The organism is Gottfriedia acidiceleris (genome assembly GCF_050457485.1).
Taxonomy (GTDB): Bacteria; Bacillota; Bacilli; order Bacillales; family Bacillaceae_G; genus Gottfriedia; species Gottfriedia acidiceleris_D.
Genome location: NZ_JBCMJM010000008.1, coordinates 68,914 through 90,618, shown reverse-complemented (window position 1 = coordinate 90,618; position 21,705 = coordinate 68,914). Strand labels below are relative to the sequence as shown.

The 21,705-nt window shown below is 31.9% G+C and carries 22 protein-coding genes and 3 tRNA genes; 16 read left to right on the top strand and 9 right to left on the bottom strand.

The annotated features are described in order from the left end of the window. Nucleotides 1-31: 31 nt before the first annotated feature. From ABEY15_RS09070 to ABEY15_RS09060, 3 genes are all read right to left on the bottom strand, one after another. Entirely contained in the window at nucleotides 32-367 is a 336-nt protein-coding gene (locus tag ABEY15_RS09070) for an ArsR/SmtB family transcription factor (RefSeq protein ID WP_429889742.1), read from the bottom strand. 214 nt (nucleotides 368-581) lie between these two features. Further along, on the bottom strand, nucleotides 582-824 hold the full coding sequence (locus tag ABEY15_RS09065) for a hypothetical protein (RefSeq protein ID WP_429889741.1): 243 nt from the start codon (nucleotides 822-824) through the stop codon (nucleotides 582-584). Nucleotides 825-1,187: 363 nt separating this feature from the next. Then, a complete protein-coding gene (locus tag ABEY15_RS09060; RefSeq protein WP_429889740.1) occupies nucleotides 1,188-1,610 on the bottom strand; it encodes a GNAT family N-acetyltransferase in 423 nt (140 codons plus the stop codon). A gap of 275 nt (nucleotides 1,611-1,885) precedes the next feature. On the opposite strand from ABEY15_RS09060, the gene ABEY15_RS09055 reads away from it, so the two are divergent. Further along, nucleotides 1,886-2,668, top strand: a complete 783-nt coding sequence (locus ABEY15_RS09055; RefSeq protein WP_429889739.1) for an SDR family NAD(P)-dependent oxidoreductase — start codon at nucleotides 1,886-1,888, stop codon at nucleotides 2,666-2,668. 161 nt (nucleotides 2,669-2,829) lie between these two features. Here the strand turns inward: ABEY15_RS09055 and ABEY15_RS09050 are convergent, their stop codons facing one another. Continuing rightward, nucleotides 2,830-3,261, bottom strand: a complete 432-nt coding sequence (locus ABEY15_RS09050; RefSeq protein WP_429889738.1) for a VOC family protein — start codon at nucleotides 3,259-3,261, stop codon at nucleotides 2,830-2,832. A gap of 297 nt (nucleotides 3,262-3,558) precedes the next feature. On the opposite strand from ABEY15_RS09050, the gene ABEY15_RS09045 reads away from it, so the two are divergent. Next, complete coding sequence (locus tag ABEY15_RS09045; protein ID WP_429889737.1) at nucleotides 3,559-4,014, top strand: hypothetical protein; 456 nt, start codon at nucleotides 3,559-3,561, stop codon at nucleotides 4,012-4,014. 223 nt (nucleotides 4,015-4,237) lie between these two features. After that, entirely contained in the window at nucleotides 4,238-5,848 is a 1,611-nt protein-coding gene (locus ABEY15_RS09040; RefSeq protein WP_429889736.1) for a M20/M25/M40 family metallo-hydrolase, read from the top strand. Nucleotides 5,849-5,886: 38 nt separating this feature from the next. Here the strand turns inward: ABEY15_RS09040 and ABEY15_RS09035 are convergent, their stop codons facing one another. Then, nucleotides 5,887-6,018 carry a hypothetical protein gene (locus tag ABEY15_RS09035; RefSeq protein WP_429889735.1) on the bottom strand — a complete coding sequence of 44 codons (132 nt, stop codon included), beginning with the start codon at nucleotides 6,016-6,018 and terminating at the stop codon, nucleotides 5,887-5,889. 115 nt (nucleotides 6,019-6,133) lie between these two features. Then, nucleotides 6,134-6,898, bottom strand: a complete 765-nt coding sequence (locus ABEY15_RS09030) for an arylamine N-acetyltransferase family protein (protein WP_429889734.1) — start codon at nucleotides 6,896-6,898, stop codon at nucleotides 6,134-6,136. Nucleotides 6,899-7,342: 444 nt separating this feature from the next. Here ABEY15_RS09030 and ABEY15_RS09025 point away from each other — a divergent pair, with 444 nt between their 5' ends. From ABEY15_RS09025 to ABEY15_RS09010, 4 genes are all read left to right on the top strand, one after another. After that, the gene (locus ABEY15_RS09025) at nucleotides 7,343-8,392 is read left to right on the top strand and encodes a sulfate ABC transporter substrate-binding protein (RefSeq protein WP_429889733.1); all 1,050 of its coding nucleotides are present in this window, start codon (nucleotides 7,343-7,345) and stop codon (nucleotides 8,390-8,392) included. Between the two features lie 108 nt (nucleotides 8,393-8,500). Then, nucleotides 8,501-9,331 carry a sulfate ABC transporter permease subunit CysT gene (gene cysT / locus ABEY15_RS09020; RefSeq protein WP_429889732.1) on the top strand — a complete coding sequence of 277 codons (831 nt, stop codon included), beginning with the start codon at nucleotides 8,501-8,503 and terminating at the stop codon, nucleotides 9,329-9,331. Nucleotides 9,332-9,333: 2 nt separating this feature from the next. After that, the gene (cysW, locus tag ABEY15_RS09015) at nucleotides 9,334-10,218 is read left to right on the top strand and encodes a sulfate ABC transporter permease subunit CysW (protein ID WP_429889731.1); all 885 of its coding nucleotides are present in this window, start codon (nucleotides 9,334-9,336) and stop codon (nucleotides 10,216-10,218) included. Nucleotides 10,219-10,229: 11 nt separating this feature from the next. Then, nucleotides 10,230-11,312: a sulfate/molybdate ABC transporter ATP-binding protein gene (locus ABEY15_RS09010; RefSeq protein ID WP_429889730.1), complete on the top strand. Its 1,083-nt coding sequence runs from the start codon at nucleotides 10,230-10,232 to the stop codon at nucleotides 11,310-11,312. Between the two features lie 59 nt (nucleotides 11,313-11,371). On the opposite strand, the gene ispG is transcribed toward ABEY15_RS09010, so the two are convergent. The 3 genes from ispG to ABEY15_RS08995 form a co-directional block, all read right to left on the bottom strand. Continuing rightward, nucleotides 11,372-12,472 carry a flavodoxin-dependent (E)-4-hydroxy-3-methylbut-2-enyl-diphosphate synthase gene (gene ispG, locus ABEY15_RS09005; protein WP_429889729.1) on the bottom strand — a complete coding sequence of 367 codons (1,101 nt, stop codon included), beginning with the start codon at nucleotides 12,470-12,472 and terminating at the stop codon, nucleotides 11,372-11,374. Nucleotides 12,473-12,589: 117 nt separating this feature from the next. After that, the gene (locus ABEY15_RS09000) at nucleotides 12,590-12,922 is read right to left on the bottom strand and encodes a hypothetical protein (RefSeq protein ID WP_429889728.1); all 333 of its coding nucleotides are present in this window, start codon (nucleotides 12,920-12,922) and stop codon (nucleotides 12,590-12,592) included. A 118-nt stretch (nucleotides 12,923-13,040) separates the two neighbouring features. Further along, on the bottom strand, nucleotides 13,041-13,799 hold the full coding sequence (locus ABEY15_RS08995) for a DUF1189 domain-containing protein (RefSeq protein ID WP_429889727.1): 759 nt from the start codon (nucleotides 13,797-13,799) through the stop codon (nucleotides 13,041-13,043). A gap of 315 nt (nucleotides 13,800-14,114) precedes the next feature. Between ABEY15_RS08995 and ABEY15_RS08990 the strand changes: the two genes are divergently transcribed. From ABEY15_RS08990 to ABEY15_RS08950, 9 genes are all read left to right on the top strand, one after another. Continuing rightward, a tRNA-Asn gene (locus ABEY15_RS08990) sits at nucleotides 14,115-14,189 on the top strand. Between the two features lie 12 nt (nucleotides 14,190-14,201). After that, nucleotides 14,202-14,278 (top strand) — tRNA-Met (locus ABEY15_RS08985). A gap of 12 nt (nucleotides 14,279-14,290) precedes the next feature. Further along, nucleotides 14,291-14,380: transfer RNA gene (locus tag ABEY15_RS08980), tRNA-Ser, on the top strand. A 226-nt stretch (nucleotides 14,381-14,606) separates the two neighbouring features. Continuing rightward, entirely contained in the window at nucleotides 14,607-15,215 is a 609-nt protein-coding gene (locus ABEY15_RS08975; protein WP_088010981.1) for a superoxide dismutase, read from the top strand. 115 nt (nucleotides 15,216-15,330) lie between these two features. After that, nucleotides 15,331-16,548, top strand: coding sequence for an MFS transporter (locus ABEY15_RS08970; RefSeq protein ID WP_429889726.1), 1,218 nt, complete (start codon nucleotides 15,331-15,333; stop codon nucleotides 16,546-16,548). Nucleotides 16,549-16,650: 102 nt separating this feature from the next. Next, the gene (locus tag ABEY15_RS08965) at nucleotides 16,651-18,819 is read left to right on the top strand and encodes a peptidoglycan D,D-transpeptidase FtsI family protein (RefSeq protein WP_429889725.1); all 2,169 of its coding nucleotides are present in this window, start codon (nucleotides 16,651-16,653) and stop codon (nucleotides 18,817-18,819) included. A gap of 246 nt (nucleotides 18,820-19,065) precedes the next feature. Further along, nucleotides 19,066-19,893, top strand: a complete 828-nt coding sequence (gene pstB, locus ABEY15_RS08960; RefSeq protein ID WP_429889724.1) for a phosphate ABC transporter ATP-binding protein PstB — start codon at nucleotides 19,066-19,068, stop codon at nucleotides 19,891-19,893. Nucleotides 19,894-19,916: 23 nt separating this feature from the next. After that, nucleotides 19,917-20,570: a phosphate signaling complex protein PhoU gene (gene phoU, locus ABEY15_RS08955; protein WP_429889723.1), complete on the top strand. Its 654-nt coding sequence runs from the start codon at nucleotides 19,917-19,919 to the stop codon at nucleotides 20,568-20,570. Nucleotides 20,571-20,688: 118 nt separating this feature from the next. Further along, entirely contained in the window at nucleotides 20,689-21,675 is a 987-nt protein-coding gene (locus ABEY15_RS08950) for a sugar phosphate nucleotidyltransferase (protein ID WP_429889722.1), read from the top strand. Nucleotides 21,676-21,705 lie beyond the last annotated feature (30 nt).

The following is a 21,705-nucleotide window of genomic DNA, read 5'->3' as shown; positions in this document are numbered from 1 at the left end:
CTCCAAATAACAGACGATTGACTACTACGTTTCAATAAAATTTTTGCATTAGCTCTTCAATGTCCTTCACAAGATCTTTTAATAAACCTAATTTTGTTCGTACATCTATAAAATAAAAATTCTTTGTCCCTTCTTTACGCATTAAAATTACACCCGCATCTCGCAAAATCCTTAGGTGATGCGACACAGCAGGACGAGAAAGATGTGTTTGTTGAGTGATTTCACCTACACGTAATCCTGTTTGACAATCAGTTCCCATTAACACTAACAAGATGGATTGACGAGTTTCATCTCCAATAGCCAATAGCACTTTTTGGCAATTAATAAAATCCTCTTTGATTGTATTTAGTTGGTCAAATTTGTTCATTCAATTAGTTCCTCCACAAATTAGTTTAATTGTTTAAGTTGATGAACCAATGTACCGAAAACAATATACTATTGTTGTATTCCATGCAATATTGAGAAAGTAAATCGAGACGAATCAATTTATAAAAAAACGATTTCCACATTTGGAAATCGACTTTTTTAGTTCTTATGTAACATTCGCATGCGTTAGATGCATATCAAGTTAAGATTGAAATTTATGGTACGAATAAAACAATAAATAACATAAGTAATATCATTCCAATAGGGAATGATATTAACAATTGCTTCCATTTTTGATAGTTAATAATAAATACTACCATTGATACTATTTCAAAAACCCATCTAGTTAATCTTTCACTAATGTTTAATGTATCTGGTAAATACATTGCAGTTATAAATAAAAGGATTGTCCAAAATATTGAGTATTTAATAATATTTAAAGTCAATTTATAGTTCATCGTCACCAGTTCCTTATTTACCTTTTATATTGATAATATCATATAAATCTCTATTGATTTTATTGAATTAACTTGCAAAAGTATCTTATGTTTGTTCTATAAGAGTGAGTATTCTTTTCTTATAAAACACCTTAAGACATAAAACTTCTGATGTGCTTGTATCAATAGTTTCATTCTGATAATACTCTTTATTTTAAAAGTAAAAACAATCAAACCTGAAAATGAAATGATAGCGAAAATAATCATTAAAATAGGCATGTTGATTCATCTGTGCTTCCATCTTTTTTTTACAATAGTATATCATTCCTTATTCCACAAACGTGCCATTTCTGCATTAGTTGAATAAGAATTTTCGATTTTACATTAATCCCACTCTAAGATAGTCTTTCTAAATCCATAAAAACTTCTAAACTTATTGCTTTCGTAGTAGGTTTGAGATGAACTTGTCGCTAGAAGGTCAATTCGAGTTTTAGGATATATTTGATGAACATGTTTTAACAATTTTGTACCAATTCCTAACCCACGATAATTTTCATCTATTAATAATTCTGATACAAATAGGGTGATATTACCATCTGTTAACCCTCTGAGATATCCAATGATTGATTCATTAAAACACGCTACATATTTAACATTCGAATTCTCCCAAGCTTTTTGAGTATCTTCACTTTTTTCAACGAGATTATTCCATTTTTCCTTTATGTTCAAATTATGAATCTGGGAAAAGTCACCTTCAACATAAGGACGAACAGATATATCAATTTTACTATTTAATTCTTGTTTCATACTATTTCCTCCATATTAAATTCCATGATTTTACAATTATTTATTTCGACTTTTTCCAAAAAATCACCTTTACACTTAAGCAACTAAACAGCCATTTATTTTCAAAAGAAAACAATCTGAAAAATTGCTTTAACAGAGTCTAATAAAAATTATTGTCTTTTTTTCTATTATAAGGTATAGTAAGTTTCATCCTATATGTTTAAATGTTTAAACGTATAATCTTAGTTGAGATTAAATGATAAAAATATAAATGTGAAGAGTAGGGAGAAATAAAGATGAAGTCAAATGAGACTGTATTAATTACGGGTGCATCCGGAGGAATTGGTAAAGAATTAGCTGTTTTATTTGCAAAAGATGGATTCGATTTAGTTTTAGTAGCAAGATCGAATGATAATTTAATGGAAGTAAAAAGTGAAATTGAATCAATGTCGAAAGTAAAGATTCATCTATATTCAAAGGATTTATCTAAGGAAGAGGAAATAGTTTCTTTACAAAAGGAATTAAATGCTGAAAATATTCAAGTTGATTATTTAGTGAATAATGCTGGGTTTGGATTATTTGGGGAGTTTGCAACTACAAATTTAGACGATGAGTTAAACATGATTGATTTAAATATACGTACAGTTACACATCTTACAAAACTGTTTTTAAAAGGGATGATTGATCGAAATAAAGGTGGGGTAATGAATATTGCATCTACTGCAGCATTTCAACCTGGACCATTAATGGCTGTTTATTATGCTACAAAGTCTTATGTTCTTTCTTTTACGGAAGCACTTTCGAATGAAATGAAAGGAACAAATGTTAAGGTAACAGCTGTTTGTCCTGGTGCAACAGAAACGAATTTTGGAAAACGTGCCAATATGCATGAATCAAATTTATTCCAAAGTGGAGTAGGGAATGTAAAAGATGTTGCTAAAGTAGCATATAGGGGATTTAGAGATGGAAAAACAATTGTGATTCCAGGTATGACGAATAAAATGCTAGCAAATTCTGTTCGATTCATGCCAAGAAAACTAGTGACGAACGTCGTAAGGTATATCCAAAGAAGAATATAATTTATTAAAACGACTCAGACAAATTTGGCCGAGTCGTTTTTTTTGCTGCTAAATTATGTATGAAATTCTAACTAAGAATTTTTTAGAACATGGAAGTTTAGAACTATGTAAAAATAAACAAGCAATGTTTTCAAGTCTAGTTTAGGAATTAATAAATGATCTTATCGCTGCCCGGCAGGGTGTGTAAATACTTGGAATAATACGCCAAATTTGTCGACTACTTTACCATAACATGGGCTGAATCCAGTGTCTTGTAATGGTAATTCTACTTCGCCACCTTCTGAAAGGCCTTCAAAAAATCGTTTTGAAATTTCAATTTCATTTGTAGAAATACAAATTGTTACTTGGTTTCCACTTTGGAACGGGTAACCAGGATAAGTATCTGAAAGCATTAATACTGATTCTCCGATTTGGATTGTTGCGTGCATGATTAAATTCTTAGCATCAGACGGTATCTTTCCTTCTGAATCTTCTCCAACTTCTCCATAAGTTTGACTAAATAATATCTTTGCATCAAGCGCTTTTTCATAAAAATTGATTGCTTCTTGAGCATTTCCGTCCATGATTAAATAAGGGATTAATTCTAATGACATGTTCCACGTCACTCCTTGTTTAAAAATTATTTTTGTTAATTTGAAAGAAACTTAAATATTCTAAAACGCTTGTCTATCCAGTACCATATTCTATTCTATCCATATCTAAATTATAAAATAAAGAACATACGTTTGCAATGTTGACTATTTTAAAGTTTTTCGACATAAAACGGGAACTTTTGTTCTTTTTTTATTTGTTAATTTATCCGTTATATAGAGGGGAATTGCCTCTATTGTTGAATAGTATGCATTAGGGCAAGATGTTTAATAAACTTATAGCCTAGGAGGCTGAGTGGTTTGCAGGAGCTCAAAAAATATAGAAGAAATGTCTTCATATTATTGTTTGTTATTTTTATTTCATTTATAGGACATTTTGCGAACTCATTGCCAATTGTTAGCAGAAGAATCTTAGAAGGGATTTTTTGGCTTTCGCTAATTAGTTGTTTTGGAATTATTACAAATGGAGTAATTAAGTTTAGTCAAAAAATCGGTAAGTTAGCATACTTCTTTGTTTTAGGTAGTTTAATTAGTGCTATTTTTGCATTTACAATCGAAACTTTAAATACAATAAAGGTTATAGCATTTTATATTTATTATATTTGTCTTTTTGCGAGCTTAATTACTGGTGTAGTAGCAATTATAAAAGAAGAAAAAGGGTTAGCAAAATTATCGGGATTTATATTAATGTTCTTATTTGGACTAATTTTTGTGTGTACTTTTATTGTGTGGAATATAAATGGTGCTCAATATTAAGTGTCAGACTGCTTGCCAAGCATTAGTTATCATCTGACAATAAAGTTTATATACTGCTATTAATTTTTCCATCTAGAAATAGATGGTTTTTTATTTTGCCCTTTTTACTATTTAAAAAAGGTATTAAGTTACATTTATAGAATAGGTGAGATATTGATTGAATTACCCATTTCCAATTAGAGATATTGAAACTTAAATTACAGAATGATTATGGGGGACAGATATGAATAAGATGTTATGGAATTCATCCGAAAACTTGAAAACATTACTTACAGAGCTAGTTAGCTGGAAAAGTATTACGCTAACAAATGGGGAACGGCAATTTCCTATTAATTTATTTAACAAGCTATCTTCATTACAATATTTTAAAGACATACCACATCAACTGAAGTTACATGATTCAGATAAGGGTCGGAAATTTTTAACTGCATTGTATAAACGGCCAGATGTAAAAGATACGATTTGTCTTATAAGTCATTTTGATACTGTAAATACAGAAGAATATGGTGTGCTTGAACATTTGTCTTCAAAAACAGAGGATTTAACAAATGCATTTCATGAACGGCTAAATGAATTTTCTAAAGAAGTTCAAAGTGATTTGAATTCTGGTGAATATTTATTTGGTCGTGGTTCGATGGATATGAAAATGGGACTTGCGATGCATATGAGTCTTATTGAGAAAGCTAGTATTGAGGAATGGCCAATTAATCTTTTATTATTAACTGTTCCTGATGAAGAGGTAAATTCGGCTGGAATGCGTGACGCGGTCTCAACACTTGTAAATCTTCAGGAAGAATATGATTTAAATTTTAAATTATTTTTAAATGGTGAGCCCGTATTTTCACAAGAACCAGGAGATCCAAAGTATTATATTTACTCTGGTACAATTGGTAAAATAATGCCAGCAGCATTATTTTATGGTAAAGAAACTCATGCTGGGGAACCATTAAGTGGCATAACATCTCCATATATTGCATCCTTTTTAACTAGAAAAATGGAGTGGAATGAAGAGTTTCAAGAGAGTGATTTTGGTGAGAAGACTCCGTTACCTGTTACATTACAGCAGAAGGACTTGAGGATAGAGTATTCGACTCAAACACCTTTTCGTTCATGTGCGCTATACAATGTGTTTTTAATGAAAAGAAATGCTTCTGAAGTTTTTAATTTATTCGAAAAAATAGCACAAGAAGCTGCTGAAGAATGTAATTTTGAATATGAAAATATTTGTAAAAAACATAATGTAAATCCAGTTGGGAAATTAAAAGTTATCCAATATACAGACTTGCAGCAATATGCTATTAGGAAACTCGGCGAGGATTATGTGTTAAATCTTAAAAAAGAAATTCATTCGCACAGTGAGTGGGATGATCGTGAGAAGTCATTTAAAATTGCAGACAATTTAATGATTGAATGTCAGGAGCTTGCACCTGCTATCATCATTTTATTTGCACCACCATACTATCCAGCAATAAATTCTACTGGAGATGAGTTAGTGGAGCAGTGTATTAAATTTTCTTCTGAGCTTGCTAGTATTCAATTTAATTTACCCGTAAAACGTATTCACTATTTTAATGGAATAAGTGACTTAAGTTATGTTAATTACAGTGATTCGACTGGCGGATGGACAGCATTCGAGTTGAACACACCGGTATGGGGAGACAGTTATACTCTACCTTTTAGTTTAATGGAAAAATTAAATGCCCCAGTGTTAAATATCGGACCGTTCGGAAAGGATGCTCATAAGTTAACGGAGAGGCTACATATGAGAAATGCATTTGAAGAAGTGCCTTATATAGTAGAAGAAGTGATTCATATGATTAGTAAAATGAAATGAGAAAAATACCCCCTCTATATTAGAGGGGGTATTTTTATTTAGTATTCTATTTCTTCAATATCCTTTGGTTGAGGAAGTGGTTGGTTATTTTTTTTGCTCTGATTTATATTATTTATTTCGTCTTCTCTTCTTTCTCTGATCATGCTATTTTTCTTTTCACGATTTTTCAAATGTATTGCTCCCTTCACTTCGATTACATTTAATTTGTGCAAAATTAACTAATTTATTAGAAGTTTGTGGAGTAAAGTGGGTGGGGCGAAAATATTCAGTGCATGGCCAATTCGTTTAACCTTTTATTTCTGCTTTTTGATTAAATAGATTATTAAAAATGGATTGCCACTCATCTTGACTTTTTATTTCAGTTATACAGATTCTATGATTTTTGGTTACTTTTAATTGGTGATCTGATAATGAAATTCTTCCTTCATTCGTTAATAAGTTGACGATTCTATATTGGGTGAAAATTGTTTCATTACTAGTTTGGAAGTAATGAAACTGTTCTTCGAATTGTTGGAGCTGCGTTGGAATAATTGAAATGAATAGTAAATCCTTCCAAGTTCCATTGAATTTTTGAAGTATGAAATTCGAATTGTCTTGTTCGATCATTCGATAGGACCCATTTGGATCTGAGTATTCAAAATGGTCACGAAGTAAGAGTGGTTCTAAAAAACCGCCACCAATTCCTACGTCTACGAGATAGTTTTGATCGTCAATTTTTACTAATAAAGATAAATGTGAGAATTCGGGATTCCAACACTGTTTTTCATCATTCCAAAATTTAGTTGAAATAAATGATACATTGAAACCTAATTCCTGTAGAACTGAAAAAAGTAATGAATTCGTTTCAAAACAAATTCCACCACGCTTACCTGTAGCTATTTTTTTCATAATTTCAGAAGGATTCATTGAGAGCGGTATTTGAGAGATAATATCGATATTTTCAAATGGAATTGAAAGTAAATGGTGCTTATGAATTTGTTTTAATGAGGAATATGAAATTGTTTGGGTTTTATTTAAACGGATGTGTTTAAAATATGACTCGACTAGCATGAAATCCTCCATAAAATTTAATGTAAATAGTAAATATAATGAGTATACAATGAGGAGTGTATAAAAAGTGAAAAATAGGAGAAATAATTTTAAATTTTCTAAATTCATAGTTGACACATGGGAATAGTGTGTTTATTATTAAGCTTATATAAAAAATCAATATGGCTGATTGGAAGACCAAAGGCCCTTAACTATTTTCATTAGTTAAGGGTCTTTTTGCACTTTAAAAAGGATAAATTGGCAGCGATGAAGAGTACTCGGTGTAGCTGACAATTATAAAAATAAAGTATAAGTGCAACTACGTCTCTGCCTTCGCTTAAAAGGCTAGGCAATCGACGAGTTTTCTTTACATTTGTGCCTTAAAGGGGAGATTTTAATGTGTTGAAGTGTAGAGAGGGGTACAAATAAAAATCGGAAAATTGAAATTGAGAGGGGCAGATCATTGTGGGGGCAAAGAAATGGATTATTAGCTCGGTAGTTGTTGTATTAGCAGTTTCGGGAGTATTGTATGCGACCTTGAAGGATGATAAATCTAAGGCTACTAATACTGAAGCAGCAAATAAAAATGTAGAATTGTTAAATGTTTCTTATGATCCAACTCGTGAATTATATGAAAATTATAATAAAGCTTTTAGTAAATATTGGGAAAAAGAACATAACCAAACTGTAACAATTAAACAGTCTCATGGTGGTTCTGGAAAGCAAGCTAGGGCAGTAATCGACGGTTTAGATGCTGATGTAGTTACACTAGCTCTTGGATATGATATTGACTCGATCAATGAAAAGGCACAATTAATATCCCCTAATTGGCAAAAAGAATTTAAATACAATTCAACTCCTTATACATCAACAATTGTTTTTTTAGTAAGGAAAGGAAATCCAAAAAATATTAAGGATTGGGATGATTTAACGAAAAAAGGAGTTCAAGTAATTACTCCTAATCCAAAAACTTCGGGTGGTGCAAGATGGAATTATTTAGCTGCTTGGGGCTATGCGGACAAAAAATACAATGGTGATGAGAAAAAAGTAAAAGCGTTTATGAAGAAATTATATAAAAACGTTCCAGTATTAGATACTGGCGCACGTGGTTCAACAACTACATTTGTTGAAAAAGGAATTGGAGATGTATTAATTGCATGGGAAAATGAAGCATTACTTTCAGTGAAAGAATTAGGTGAGGGGAAATATAAAATTGTATATCCTTCGATTAGTATTCTAGCTGAGCCACCTGTTGCGGTAGTTGATAAAAATGTGAAGGAAAAGAAAACTGAAGAAGTGGCAAAGGCCTACTTATCTTATCTTTATAGTAAAGAAGGTCAAAAAATCATTGCAGAAAATTATTATCGTCCGAGAGATAAAGAGATACTTGCTAAATATAGTCAACAATATCCTAGCCTGCCATTATTAACAATTGATAAAGATTTCGGAGGGTGGGGTAAAGCTCAATCGAAGCATTTTGATGATGGTGGAGTATTCGACCAAATTTATCAATAATCACGTAATTGTAAAATAAGGAGGACATTGGACTTTATTGGGCGTTTTACTAGAGCTTAAGCCAAGTCTTCTTTATTTGATTTTTATTTTAAGGAGGATTGACAGAATTTGTTTAAGAAGCGGAAAAGAATCCTACCTGGATTTGGATTAACCTTTGGATTTTCAATATTATATATAAGTTTTTTTATTTTTCTTCCGGTATCGGTGCTGTTCTTACATTCTTTCGATATAGGTTGGTCAAAATTTATAAAAATTGTTAGTGAACATAGAGTACTAATGTCTTATAAAGTAAGCTTTGGAACTGCCTTTATTGCTGCGATTATTAACGCTGTTTTTGGTTTATTAGTAGCTTGGGTGCTTGTACGTTATCGTTTTCCTGGAAAACGAATTGTAGATGCATTCATTGATCTACCTTTTGCATTACCGACTGCAGTTGCTGGGATTACTTTAACTACATTGTATTCTCCTGATGGTTGGGTTGGGAAATTTTTCTCTTTTAAAATTGCTTATACACCACTCGGGATTATTATAGCTCTTACATTTATCGGGTTACCATTTGTAGTTAGAATGGTTCAACCTGTTCTTGAAAATTTTCAAAAAGATGTTGAGGAAGCAGCAGCAAGTCTAGGTGCAAACCGTTTTCAAATTTTTTGGAAGGTAATTTTTCCAGGGATTTTACCAGCGTTATTGACGGGATTTTCTTTAGCATTCGCAAGATCATTAGGTGAGTATGGGTCTGTCGTGTTTATTTCTGGAAATATGCCAATGAAGACTGAAATTACACCTTTGTTAATTATGACAAAATTAGAACAATATGATTACTCGGGTGCAACTGCACTTGCAGTTGTGTTATTAGTAACTTCTTTCTTACTCTTATTGATCATTAGTATTTTTCAAAGATACGCAAATCGTGCTTTTGTTCAAGGGGGTAAGGGTTAAGGATGGAAAGAGAATATAAGATTGAGAGAAAAATAGAAGTGATTGCTAGTACTACTGATAAAAGAGCAAAATTGAGCGTCAATACGATTCCAATCATTTTAATCAGTATTGTCATACTTTTTTTAGCACTATTTTTATTTCTTCCATTAGTTTCAATTTTTATAAAGGCTTTACAAGATGGTTTTGGAGTTTATAAAGAAGCGATTGTAAATGATGAGACATTAGCAGCAATTAAATTGACGTTTTTGGTAACGATTATTACGTTACCCCTTAATGCGATTTTTGGCGTTTCAATTGCGTGGGCTACAACGAAATTTAATTTTAAAGGAAAAAATATATTAGTAACTCTAATTGAACTACCTTTTGCGGTGTCGCCAGTTGTAGCAGGATTTTTATTTGTTCTATTATTTAGTCCGAATAATGGGATTTTTGGTGGATGGTTAAAGGAACATAATTTGAAAATCATTTTTTCAACCCCAGGAATTGTATTAGCAACAATTTTTGTCACATTGCCTTTTGTAGCGAAAGAATTAATTGCGGTTATGCAGGCAACAGGGAGTGCTGAAGAAGAGGCTGCATTAACTTTGGGTGCGAACGGGTGGCATATTTTTTGGAAGGTGACACTTCCGAAAATTAAATGGGGACTTTTGTATGGCGTTATATTATGCAATGCAAGAGCGGTTGGAGAATTTGGTGCGGTATCAGTTGTATCTGGACATATTCGCGGAGAAACAATTACAATGCCACTTCATATTGAAAATTTATATAATGAGTACCAATTTCCACAAGCATATACAGTTGCGTCACTCATGTCCATTTTTGCGATTTTGACATTAGTTATTAAAAATATAATTGAATGGAAAGTTCTAAAGGAAGAGAAACAATAGGAGAGGATAGTATGTCAATTAAAGTTTCAAATGTAATTAAAAGTTATGAAAATGAAACTGCCTTAAAAGTAATTGATCTAAATATAAAAAAAGGGGAATTGGTTGCTTTATTAGGTCCATCCGGGTCAGGTAAAACAACATTGTTGCGAATAATTGCCGGTTTAGAAAATCCAGATTTGGGTGAAATATTTTTTGAAGACCAGGATGTAGCAAATGTGCAGGTAAAAGAAAGAAATGTAGGATTTGTTTTCCAGCATTATGCTTTATTTCAGCACATGACTGTTTTTGAAAATATTGCTTTTGGTTTGAAGGTTAGACCAAGAGCTACACGTCCTTTAAAAAGAAAAATTAATGAGAAAGTGATGGAATTACTATCTTTAGTAAAATTAGAAAGCTTTGCAAATCGATTTCCTTCTCAATTATCTGGTGGACAAAGACAACGTGTTGCATTAGCTAGAGCATTAGCTGTTGAACCAAGTGTATTATTATTAGATGAACCATTTGGGGCATTAGATGCAAAAGTTCGAAAGGATTTAAGAAGATGGTTGCGTAAACTCCATGATGAAATTCATATTACGAGTATATTTGTAACGCATGATCAAGAGGAAGCACTTGAAGTTGCAGATCGAGTTGTCATTATGAATGGCGGGACAATTGAACAAATCGGAACACCTGAAGAAGTTTACCATACGCCAGCAAGTCCGTTTGTTTATGATTTTCTTGGCAAAGTAAATTTATTTCATGGAAGGATAAATAAGGGAAGCTTAATAAGTGGAGGATTAGAAATCCCATTACCAGAATTAGTTGAACAAGAACATAAAGAACATAAAGAGGTTACGGGTTATGTTCGTCCTCATCAAATTACAATCGAAAAATTTGAAACAAATCAAACTTCGATTAGTGCAATTGTAACCCATATTCATGCTGTAGGACCTATCGTATATGTGGAAGTTCTACGGGAGGATACAAATGATTATGTTGAAATCGAACTCATGAACGAATTATTCTACGAACTAAATATTCAACTTGGTGAAAGGGTATTTGTCCGTCCTAATGAATTGAAAGTATTTATTCCTCAAGATTATTCGATTTGACAAGATAGGAAAAGAATAAAAAAGGTTAAGGAGCAGTGTCCTTAACCTTTTTGTTATTATTAACCTTTTGCTGCTTCAAGTTCAGCTAGTTTTTCTTTGGCAATGATGTCAATTTCGCGTTTTAGTTCTTCAACCATAGTTGCTTCTGGAACTTTACGTACGATTTCCCCGTGACGGAATAGTAATCCTTCACCACGAGCTCCAGCAATACCGATGTCTGCTTCGCGTGCTTCACCAGGACCGTTTACTGCACATCCAAGTACGGCAACTTTAATTGGTACTTTTAATGTTGAAATGTATTCTTCAACATCATTCGCAATACTAATTAAGTCAATTTCAATTCGACCACATGTAGGGCAAGAAATTAATGTCGCAGCGTTTGAAGATAAACCGAAAGATTTAAGTAATTCTCTAGCAACTTTAACTTCTTCAACTGGATCTGCGCTTAATGAGATACGCATTGTATTTCCGATCCCTTGACTAATAATTGCACCTAAACCAGCGGCACTCTTAACTGTACCAGCAAACAATGTACCTGATTCAGTAATACCTAAATGTAATGGATAATTGAATGCTTTTGAAGCTTTTTCATATGCTTCAATTGCAAGGTTTACATCTGATGCTTTCATCGAAACGATGATGTCATGGAAATCTAAATCTTCAAGAATTTTAATATGATGTAATGCACTTTCAACCATTCCATCAGCAGTTGGGTAACCATATTTCTCTAAGATTCGTTTTTCTAATGAACCAGCATTAACACCGATACGAATCGGAATTCCTTTAGCTTTAGCAGCATTTACTACTGCTTCAACTTTTTCCTTACGACCGATATTACCTGGATTAATTCTTATTTTATCTACTCCGCCTTCAATTGCTTTTAAGGCTAATTTATAATCAAAGTGTATATCTGCAACAAGTGGTATGTTAATTTGTTTTTTAATATCAGCGATTGCATTTGCAGCTCTTTCGTCTGGTACTGCAACTCGAACAATCTGACATCCAGCTTCTTCAAGTCGTTTAATTTCTGCAACTGTTGCTTCAACATCGTGTGTTTTTGTCGTTGTCATACTTTGGATTGAAATTTCATTTGCTCCACCAACAACTACATTACCTACTTTAACTGCACGTGTTTTACTTCTATGTGTAATTTCGTTCACGAGTAACTCGCTCCTTCAAAAATAACTTTATTTCTATTTTGTATAAATCTACATTATCATATTTTCTTCATGATTACTCATTTTATCAACTGGTTCTAAAGAAATATATCACAAATTTTATTTTTGTGTAGAGTAAATTGGGAATTTATATGATTTTCCACTTTGAATTTTAGTAGGTGAAAGTCCATTGTTTAATGCACTAAAATCTTTTGTAATTTGGCTAATTGGCTGGTTAAAATCAGGGTTAAGGTCTTCAATAATTCCTAAAACAGTGTCACCGTTTTTAACTTGAATTTTTTCATATTTTGGAAGTGAGGTTGCTTTTGTTTCTGATTTTGTAGCTTTTGCCACCGTAGCAATATGTTTAGTTGGGATCGTCCCTACTTGTAGGTCAAAGAATATTATATATGCGAGCAATAAAGAACCTAGTAAAAAAGCTATTTTTTTCATTAATAATCACTCCTTTTGTAGACTATATGCTTGTCCACAACGAATATTCCTACTAGGAGCTTGCACTAATAAATATTTTAGCAAAAAAAAAGAAGTGTGAAACACACTTCAGTAAACATTATTTTTTAGAAGGTAAATTTTTAATTGTTAATGTGTACATAACAACTGTAATTAAAATAAAAATTAAAGTTTGGAATGGAATATTTACTTTCAATAATCCTAGCAATAAATAGATAACAGTAGGTAATGTTAAGCTATACGAAACCATTGCAAAGCGTTGTCTAAAAGCTAAGTGCTTAGTCGACTTAAATAAAGCTGTTAAAAACGCTAATAATGTAGCAATTATAAATATGAAGATACAAGATCCTAAATAAAATAAGAAAAATAATGCAATTAAAAATACTGGAAGAGCTTCTTTTATATTTTTAATAAATTTTGAAACGTCTGCCTTGTTTATTTTTGTAGATTTTAATGAAGGGTAAGGGAAATCTTGCTCACCTTTATCATTTTTAATAATTACTCTATTTTTTAAAACAACAACAGCAAATTGTTCACTTTTTAATTTTGAAGGAATAACTGTTTCATTTGGATAAAAAGCATATTTATATTCACCGATATTTCGTTCGAACGGTGTATTATCGTTAATTGTTATAGCTCCTTTGTTTAAAGAAATTGACTGAATATTGTCTTTAAGCAAATCAGAAACATTGTTCACCTGAAGCTTCACATTTTTTTCAAATGAAAAGAAACCCGGAAGAGTATATAAAATTGCTAGTAGGAAAAGAAAAAAGATTGTTTTACCGATTTTTTGGAGTCTATATCTTGATATTGTTTTTGGAGAGTATAAACTAAACCAAAATTGTTTAAATATATTCATAAACTCATCCTTTCTTATTTAATGTTATTTCACTTCCCGAAATTTATTATGTAACTTTCGGGCTATTTTGTATATTATAATCTTTTTTTGGTAATTGAATATTAAACTTTAATTAAAATGATAAGAGCAAATAAGAAGAGAAGGACAATGGCATAAGGATCGTATTTAAGTTTGGCTTTAAATCTAGATCAAACAATTTATTTTCACTTAAAAATAGTTAATATAAATTAATAATCAAAAAAAATAATAAAAAGTGTTGACGTCTAGTTTGAAACATGATAAATTAAATATTGTCTTAAGGAAAACACGAATTATTCCGCAGTAGCTCAGTGGTAGAGCACTCGGCTGTTAACCGAGTGGTCGTAGGTTCGAACCCTACCTGCGGAGCCATTTATATAGTTTGGCGGTGTAGCTCAGCTGGCTAGAGCGTACGGTTCATACCCGTGAGGTCGTGGGTTCGACTCCCTCCGCCGCTACCAATATTTTATTATGGAGTAATACCCAAGTCCGGCTGAAGGGATCGGTCTTGAAAACCGACAGGGGTGTAACAGCCCGCGGGGGTTCGAATCCCTCTTACTCCTTAATTAGTGAAAAAGTCTTCAACGATCATGTTGAAGACTTTTTTCGTTTTAGTTTTTAAATTAATAAAGGATGATTTTAAATCTATTACGGTCCAGTTTAATTTTTCTTCCAAAAATTAAACTTTTATACTTTCTTTCCCTTTTATGAGCATTACTATTGAAATCTTTCAGTATATTTGATAACTTTAAATTGAAATTCACTATTATCTTTGGGAGGAAATTAAAAATGTCAAAATTTGAATTACCACAATTACCTTATGCTTATGATGCATTAGAGCCACACTTTGATAAAGAAACAATGAATATTCACCACACTCGTCACCACAATACATATGTAACAAACTTAAACGCTGCTTTAGAAGGTAAAGAAGTAGCTGCTTCTTCAATTGAAGAATTAATTTCAAACTTAGATGCACTTCCAGAAGGTATCCGTACAGCTGTACGTAACAATGGTGGTGGACATGCTAACCATAGCTTATTCTGGACTTTATTAACTCCAGAAGGCACTGGCACTCCAGTTGGTGAAGTTGCTGAAGCAATTAACGCTAAATTCGGTAGCTTAGATGAGTTAAAAGCTGCTTTCACTCAAGCTGCATTAACTCGTTTCGGTTCTGGTTGGGCTTGGTTAGTAGTAAACAATGGTGAGTTAGAAGTGACTAGCACAGCTAACCAAGATTCACCTTTAATGGAAGGCAAAACTCCTATCTTAGGTTTAGATGTATGGGAGCATGCTTACTACTTAAACTACCAAAACAAACGCCCTGACTACGTTGGTGCATTCTGGAATGTAGTAAACTGGGAAAAAGTAGAAGAATTATACCAAGCTGCTAAATAATTTATAAAAAATGAACACTACTTAATTTATTTAAGTAGTGTTTTTTTTATGTTTAAAAAAGGATAAATTTTCTTTTACTCGGAAAACTAGTTCATGAGACAAAGGAGAGTTTATTATGAGTAAGTGGAAATTTTTATTAGGTGACGTAGATTTAAATAAAGATTTAATTCTTTTACTAAGTGTTGGTGGATTGTTTACTTTTGCGACAGCTTTATCTAGCACATTTGTAAATGTTTATTTGTGGAAGCAATCAAATAATTATTTACCAATTGCTTCGTACCAATTTTCGATCGCATTTTTTCAAGCTCTTACATTCGTAATAGCAGGCAGATTAGCTAAAACAATTGATCGAGTTGTCATTTTAAGAGCGGGTATTTCTTTTTTGGCAATATTCTACATAGTCGTTTTACTTTTCGAAACGAAGACATTATTAGCAACAATTTTGATTGGAGCGATTTTAGGGATAGGGAATGGCTGTTACTATTTAGCGTTTAACTTATTAACGTTTGAAGTTACTGAACCTGAAACTAGACAATTTTTTAATGGTTTTTTAGGGCTAATTAATTCGTTCACGGGAATGCTTGGCCCATTTATAGCTGGAGCGATTATTTCTTCAATGATTGGAAATAAAGGTTATCATTTTGTGTTTCTAGCTGCAGTTATTTTATTTATATGTGCAGTGGTATTAAGTTGTTTCTTAGTTAGAAGGGAACTTGATAGTGAGTTCAATATTAAGCGCGTCATTCAAGAAAGAAAATTAAATGAAAATTGGCGGAAAGTAACATATGCTAATTTCTTTCAGGGGATTCGTGAAGGGATTTTTATGTTTGTTATTTCAATTTATATTTTCTTATCTACAGGAAGTGAATTTGCATTAGGGAAATACGGATTAATTACATCGTTAATTAGCTTTATTACCTATTATATTGTTACAAGAATTATAAAAGAAAATTTTAGAATGAAAGCTATATTTATTGGTGGTTTTTTACTATTTTGCGCTGTTTTTGTAATCGCTTTTAAAGTTTCGTTTCCTTTATTAATCATTTACGGTGCAATAATTTCTTTGGCATATCCAATCATTTTAGTACCTTACTTATCTTTAACATATGATATAATAGGAAAATCGTATAAGGCCAGGGAATATAGAGTGGAATATATCGTAATACGTGAAGTGTATTTAAATAGCGGTAGAATGTTTTCTATTGCAGTTTTCATTGTATGTACATCACTATTCCAACCAGAACAAGTTATTCCATTATTAATGTGTTTATTTGGTGCAGGACACTTTTTGGTCTATTTCGTAATGAGGAAATTAGAATATAAGCATGCTTAAGTATTGTCACTAAATTGTCAAAACCTTAGCAGTGATTCCTTTTCCAATTCATTAAAATATTAATATGTAGAATTAGTAATTGTAGAAAAAAGAGGAGAAAAAATGAATAAGCCTAAGAAATATAAAATCACATTACCAACACGACTGAATACACTATTTTTTCTTGTGTTTGTCTTATTTTCTTTTTTAATTCTAAGATTAGGTGTCGTACAAATAGTTAAAGGTGAAGACTATAAATTAGAATTAGAGCGTACAGAAAATATGACCGTCGATCAAGCTGTACCAAGGGGGAAAATTTTAGATCGTAACGGAAAGGTTGTCGTAGATAATACGCCTTTACGTACAATTACGTATACAAGAAAAAAAGGGACAACTTCAGGTGAGCTATTAACAATGGCTACAAAGTTAAAAAGTTATCTTAAAATGCCAACTAATAAAATAACTGAACGAGATAAAAAAGATTATTGGTTATTAACAAATCCTGATGATGCAAAAAAACTAGTATCAAAAGAAGAGGATAAAACACTAAAAGCTCAAAATAAAGATGATGACCCTGCTTATAATAAAGCTTACTATAATTTACAGCTTGATAAAATTACAGCAGATGATATCAATTCACTTAGTGCAAATGACTTACAAATACTAGCAATTTACAAGCAAATGAGCGTTGGTTATGCACTAACTCCACAAACAATTAAAAGTGAGGGAGTTACTGAAAAAGAATATGCAACAGTAAGTGAACATCTAGATCAGCTTCCAGGTGTAGATGTAACAACAAATTGGGAAAGAAAATACGTTTATGGTGATACGTTCCGAACAATTTTAGGTAATATAACTTCTGAAAAAGAAGGATTACCTGCTCAGAATGTAGATTATTATTTAGCTCGTGGCTATGATCGTAATGATCGTGTAGGAAAAAGTTATATCGAAAAGCAATATGAAGATGTTTTACGTGGTACAAAAGGTAAGGCACAAAATGTTATTGATTCAAATGGAAATGTTGTTGATACGAAAGTGATTACAGAAGGGGAACCTGGAAGTGATTTAGTCCTATCAATTGATATTGAACTTCAAGGTAAAGTTGATGAAATTGTAAAAAGAGAGCTTTTAAAAGCTAAAGCAACGTCTAATGGTCGATATTTGGACCGTGCATTTGTTACGATGATTAACCCGAATACGGGTGAAGTTTTAGCAATGTCAGGAAAGCAAATTGTTAAAGACAAAAAGACAGGGAAAAATAAAGTTGTAGATTACGCTACTGGAAATCTTACTTCATCTTATGAGATGGGGTCAACAGTAAAAGGTGCAACTCTTTTAACTGGTTATCAAACTGGGGCAATTACACCAGGACAAAGGCAATTCGATACACCGATTAAAATTGCAGGTACACCAGTAAAAGCGTCATATAAAAACTTTGGATGGATTAATGATTTAGATGCGCTAAAGTACTCATCAAACGTTTATATGTTCAGAACGGCAATGGCTATTGGACATGCACATTACGTAGAGAATAAGCCTTTAGATATCGACGTTAAAGCGTTTGATACGTTCCGAAAAAGTTTCAGTCAATTCGGACTTGGTGTTAAAACTGGAATTGATTTACCAAATGAAGCAATTGGATTTAAAGGTGTAGACAAAAACCCAGGTTTCCTACTAGATATGGCAATTGGGCAGTATGATACTTATACTCCACTTCAATTAGCTCAATATGTTTCTACAATCGCAAATGGAGGTTACAGAATTCAACCACATGTTGCGAAAGAATTGAGACAACCTTCAATCGGCGATGATACTGGTGTCATTAGACAAGAAATTAAGCCTAAAGTATTAAATCGTATAGATATGAAACAATCATACATCGATCATGTTAAACAAGGTTTTATAAAAGTATATAACGAGACTGGTGGTACTGCTCGAAAATACTTCTTAGGTGTAGACTATAAAATAGCGGGTAAAACAGGTACAGCCCAATCATTTTACGACGGTCCAGATCGTAAAAAATACAATGGGCCACAAAAAACTTATAATGAAACATTAATGGGATATGCTCCATATGACAATCCTGAAATTGCCTTTGTAGTAGTAGTTCCTTGGTTACAAACTGACCAAGCGCCAGTAAATAAATACATTGGCCGAGATATTATGGACGAATATTTTAAATTGAAACAACAAAGACAATCAATTTATAATGACGAACCAAAAGACATTTTAGATAATCAAGACAATCAAAATAGTCAAGATAACCAAGACACTCAAAATAAAAATCAATAAGAAGAGAAGGGATTAAACCCTTCTCTTTTTTATTTGGAAAACTCCTCTCTACACCCTTCCTTCACCTTCTGAACTTATTTACATAATCTTTACATTCGGTTAAAACAGGTTTAATAGTTTGAGAATATGATTATTCATGTAAGTACTAATGAATTTTAACGATTATAAAGTTTATCTATTGTTTAGTTAATATTTTATATATCAAAAATTGAAAGCTTCCTTTAGGATGAGAGGGGATCGAAAGTTATGACAATGACATTAAATAGAGAGAATACTATTAAAAATGATGATCTTGAAGAGACAAATACAAACGTGAAAAAATCAATTGTATATGATACTCAAGATTTAAATTTATGGTATGGACAAGACAAAGCATTAAAAAATATAAATTTAAGTATTTATGAGAATGAAGTTACTGCGATTATTGGACCTAGTGGATGTGGTAAATCGACCTATTTAAAAACGTTAAATCGCATGGTTGAGTTAGTTCCTTCAGTTCGAACAGAAGGGAAGATTCTTTACCGCGAACAAGATATTTTCGAAAAAAACTATCCTGTTGAAGAATTAAGAACACACGTAGGAATGGTATTCCAAAAGCCAAATGTATTCCCTAAATCAATTTGGGAAAACGTTGCATATGGACCGAAAATACATGGTATTAAAGATAAAGCTACATTAAATCAGATTGTTGAAAAAAGTTTAAAAGGTGCAGCAATTTGGGATGAGGTTAAAGATCGTTTACATGAGAATGCTTTTGGTCTTTCAGGAGGGCAACAACAACGTTTATGTATCGCGCGCTGTTTAGCAATCGAGCCAGATGTTATTTTGATGGATGAGCCAACGTCAGCATTAGACCCTATTTCAACTTTAAAAGTTGAAGAGTTAATTCATGATTTAAAGAAGGATTTTAGTATTATTATTGTTACGCATAATATGCAACAAGCAGCTCGTGTTTCTGATAAAACTGCTTTCTTTTTAAGCGGTGAAGTAGTTGAGTTCTCAGATACAAATAAACTGTTCTCAACACCTAAAGATAAACGTACTGAAGATTACATTACTGGACGATTTGGATAATAGAAGGGAACAGGTGAAAAGAGATGAGAAATCAATTTGAAGCAGACTTAAAAACATTACAAGAAATGATTATAGAATTTGCAGAGAAAACAAAAAAAGCTGTCATTAAAAGTATGGAAGCATTTCGTACTGAAAATATAGAATTAGCTTTAGAAGTAATTGATGAAGATGATCGTATCGATAAGTTAGAAAAAGAAGTTAATGAATTAATTTTAGTTATTATAACAAGACAACAACCAGTTGCTGTAGACTTAAGAAGAAATTTAACGGCTATTAAGATTGCTCATGATCTTGAACGAGTTGCAGATTATGCAGTTAATATCGCAAAATCGACAATTCGTATTCGTAGTCGTCAAGAGAACTTACCTTTAGAGAATATAGAAAAGATGCATGAACTTGGCTTAGACATGTTAACAAAAGCTGCAGAAGCGTACCGAACTGAGGATTTACAAGCTGCAAAAGAGATTGGTGAAATTGACGATATTGTTGATGAATTATATGGAACAACTGTTAGAACACTAATGTCAAGCATTGCAGATTCTCCTGAGCATGTATCTAATATCATGCAAATGGCATTTATTTGTAGATATCTTGAAAGAATTGCAGATTATGCAACAAATATTGCAGAGAATATTTATTATTTAGTTAAAGGTAAACATTATTTATTAAATCAATAAAACAGTTAAATAAGATAAAAGGGTGTTCAGACAAAATTTACCTGAATGCCCTTTTGTCATATTTATGTAATATTAAGCATACTTCTTTAACTAGTAAAAGATATTGAGGTGGTAATAAATGAAGGTTGTTATTTTAGCTGGAGGATACGGTCAAAGGCTTTTACCAATTACTAACAACATTCCTAAGCCACTATTACCAATCGCAAATAGAGCGGCAATTGAGCATTTAATATTACATTTAACAAGACTTGGGTTTAATGAATTTATCATTCAGCTTCATTATATGTCCCAAGCAATAATCGAGACGATTAATGCAATGAAATTAAAAAATGTTTCAATTGATTATATTATAGAAGAAAAAAGTTTAGGGTCTGCTGGTTGTTTAAGACTATCTAAGCATTTTCTTCATGAACCCTTTCTATTAGTGAATGGTGATATTTTATTTGACGGTGATATTAGAGATGCATTAAAAACACATTTAGAAAGTAAAAGTAAATTTTCTATGTTTGTAAAACAAGTTGATAAGTGTGGGTCATACGGAAATGTAAAAGTAAAAAATGGACAAATAATCGATTTTATAGAAAAGCCGAATGAAGGTAGTGAAATTAGTAAATTAGTTAATACTGGAATTTATATTATGAATCCTGAATTATTCTATCAAATTCCAGAAAATCGTTATTTTGATATTAGTAATGATCTGATTCCTTTAATGTTAAAAAATAATATCTGTTTAAATGCTTTTCATTTAAAAGGTTACTGGATTGACTATGGGACACCTAGAAGATTTGCAAAGCTAAATGTAGATTGGATTGAAGAGAAATTAAACTTACCTATTCCTGCTGTTCAAATATTACCTAGAATCTTTTTAGGTGAGCATGTAACGATAAATAATAATGTAAAGATTGTTTCTCCGGTTATTATTGGGAATGATGTTACGATTGAAGAGAACTGTGTAATCGGCCCATATGTGTCGATTAGTTCTAATATTCGAATCGATCAAGGCAGTGTATTACATCATCAAGCTGTCTTTCAAAAATATACTCTGAATTATGAGAATAAGTTTGTACATAATTCAATAAAAAAAATATCAAAAGAAATACATTGAATCAATAAAAACTATGGAAATTATCGCGAA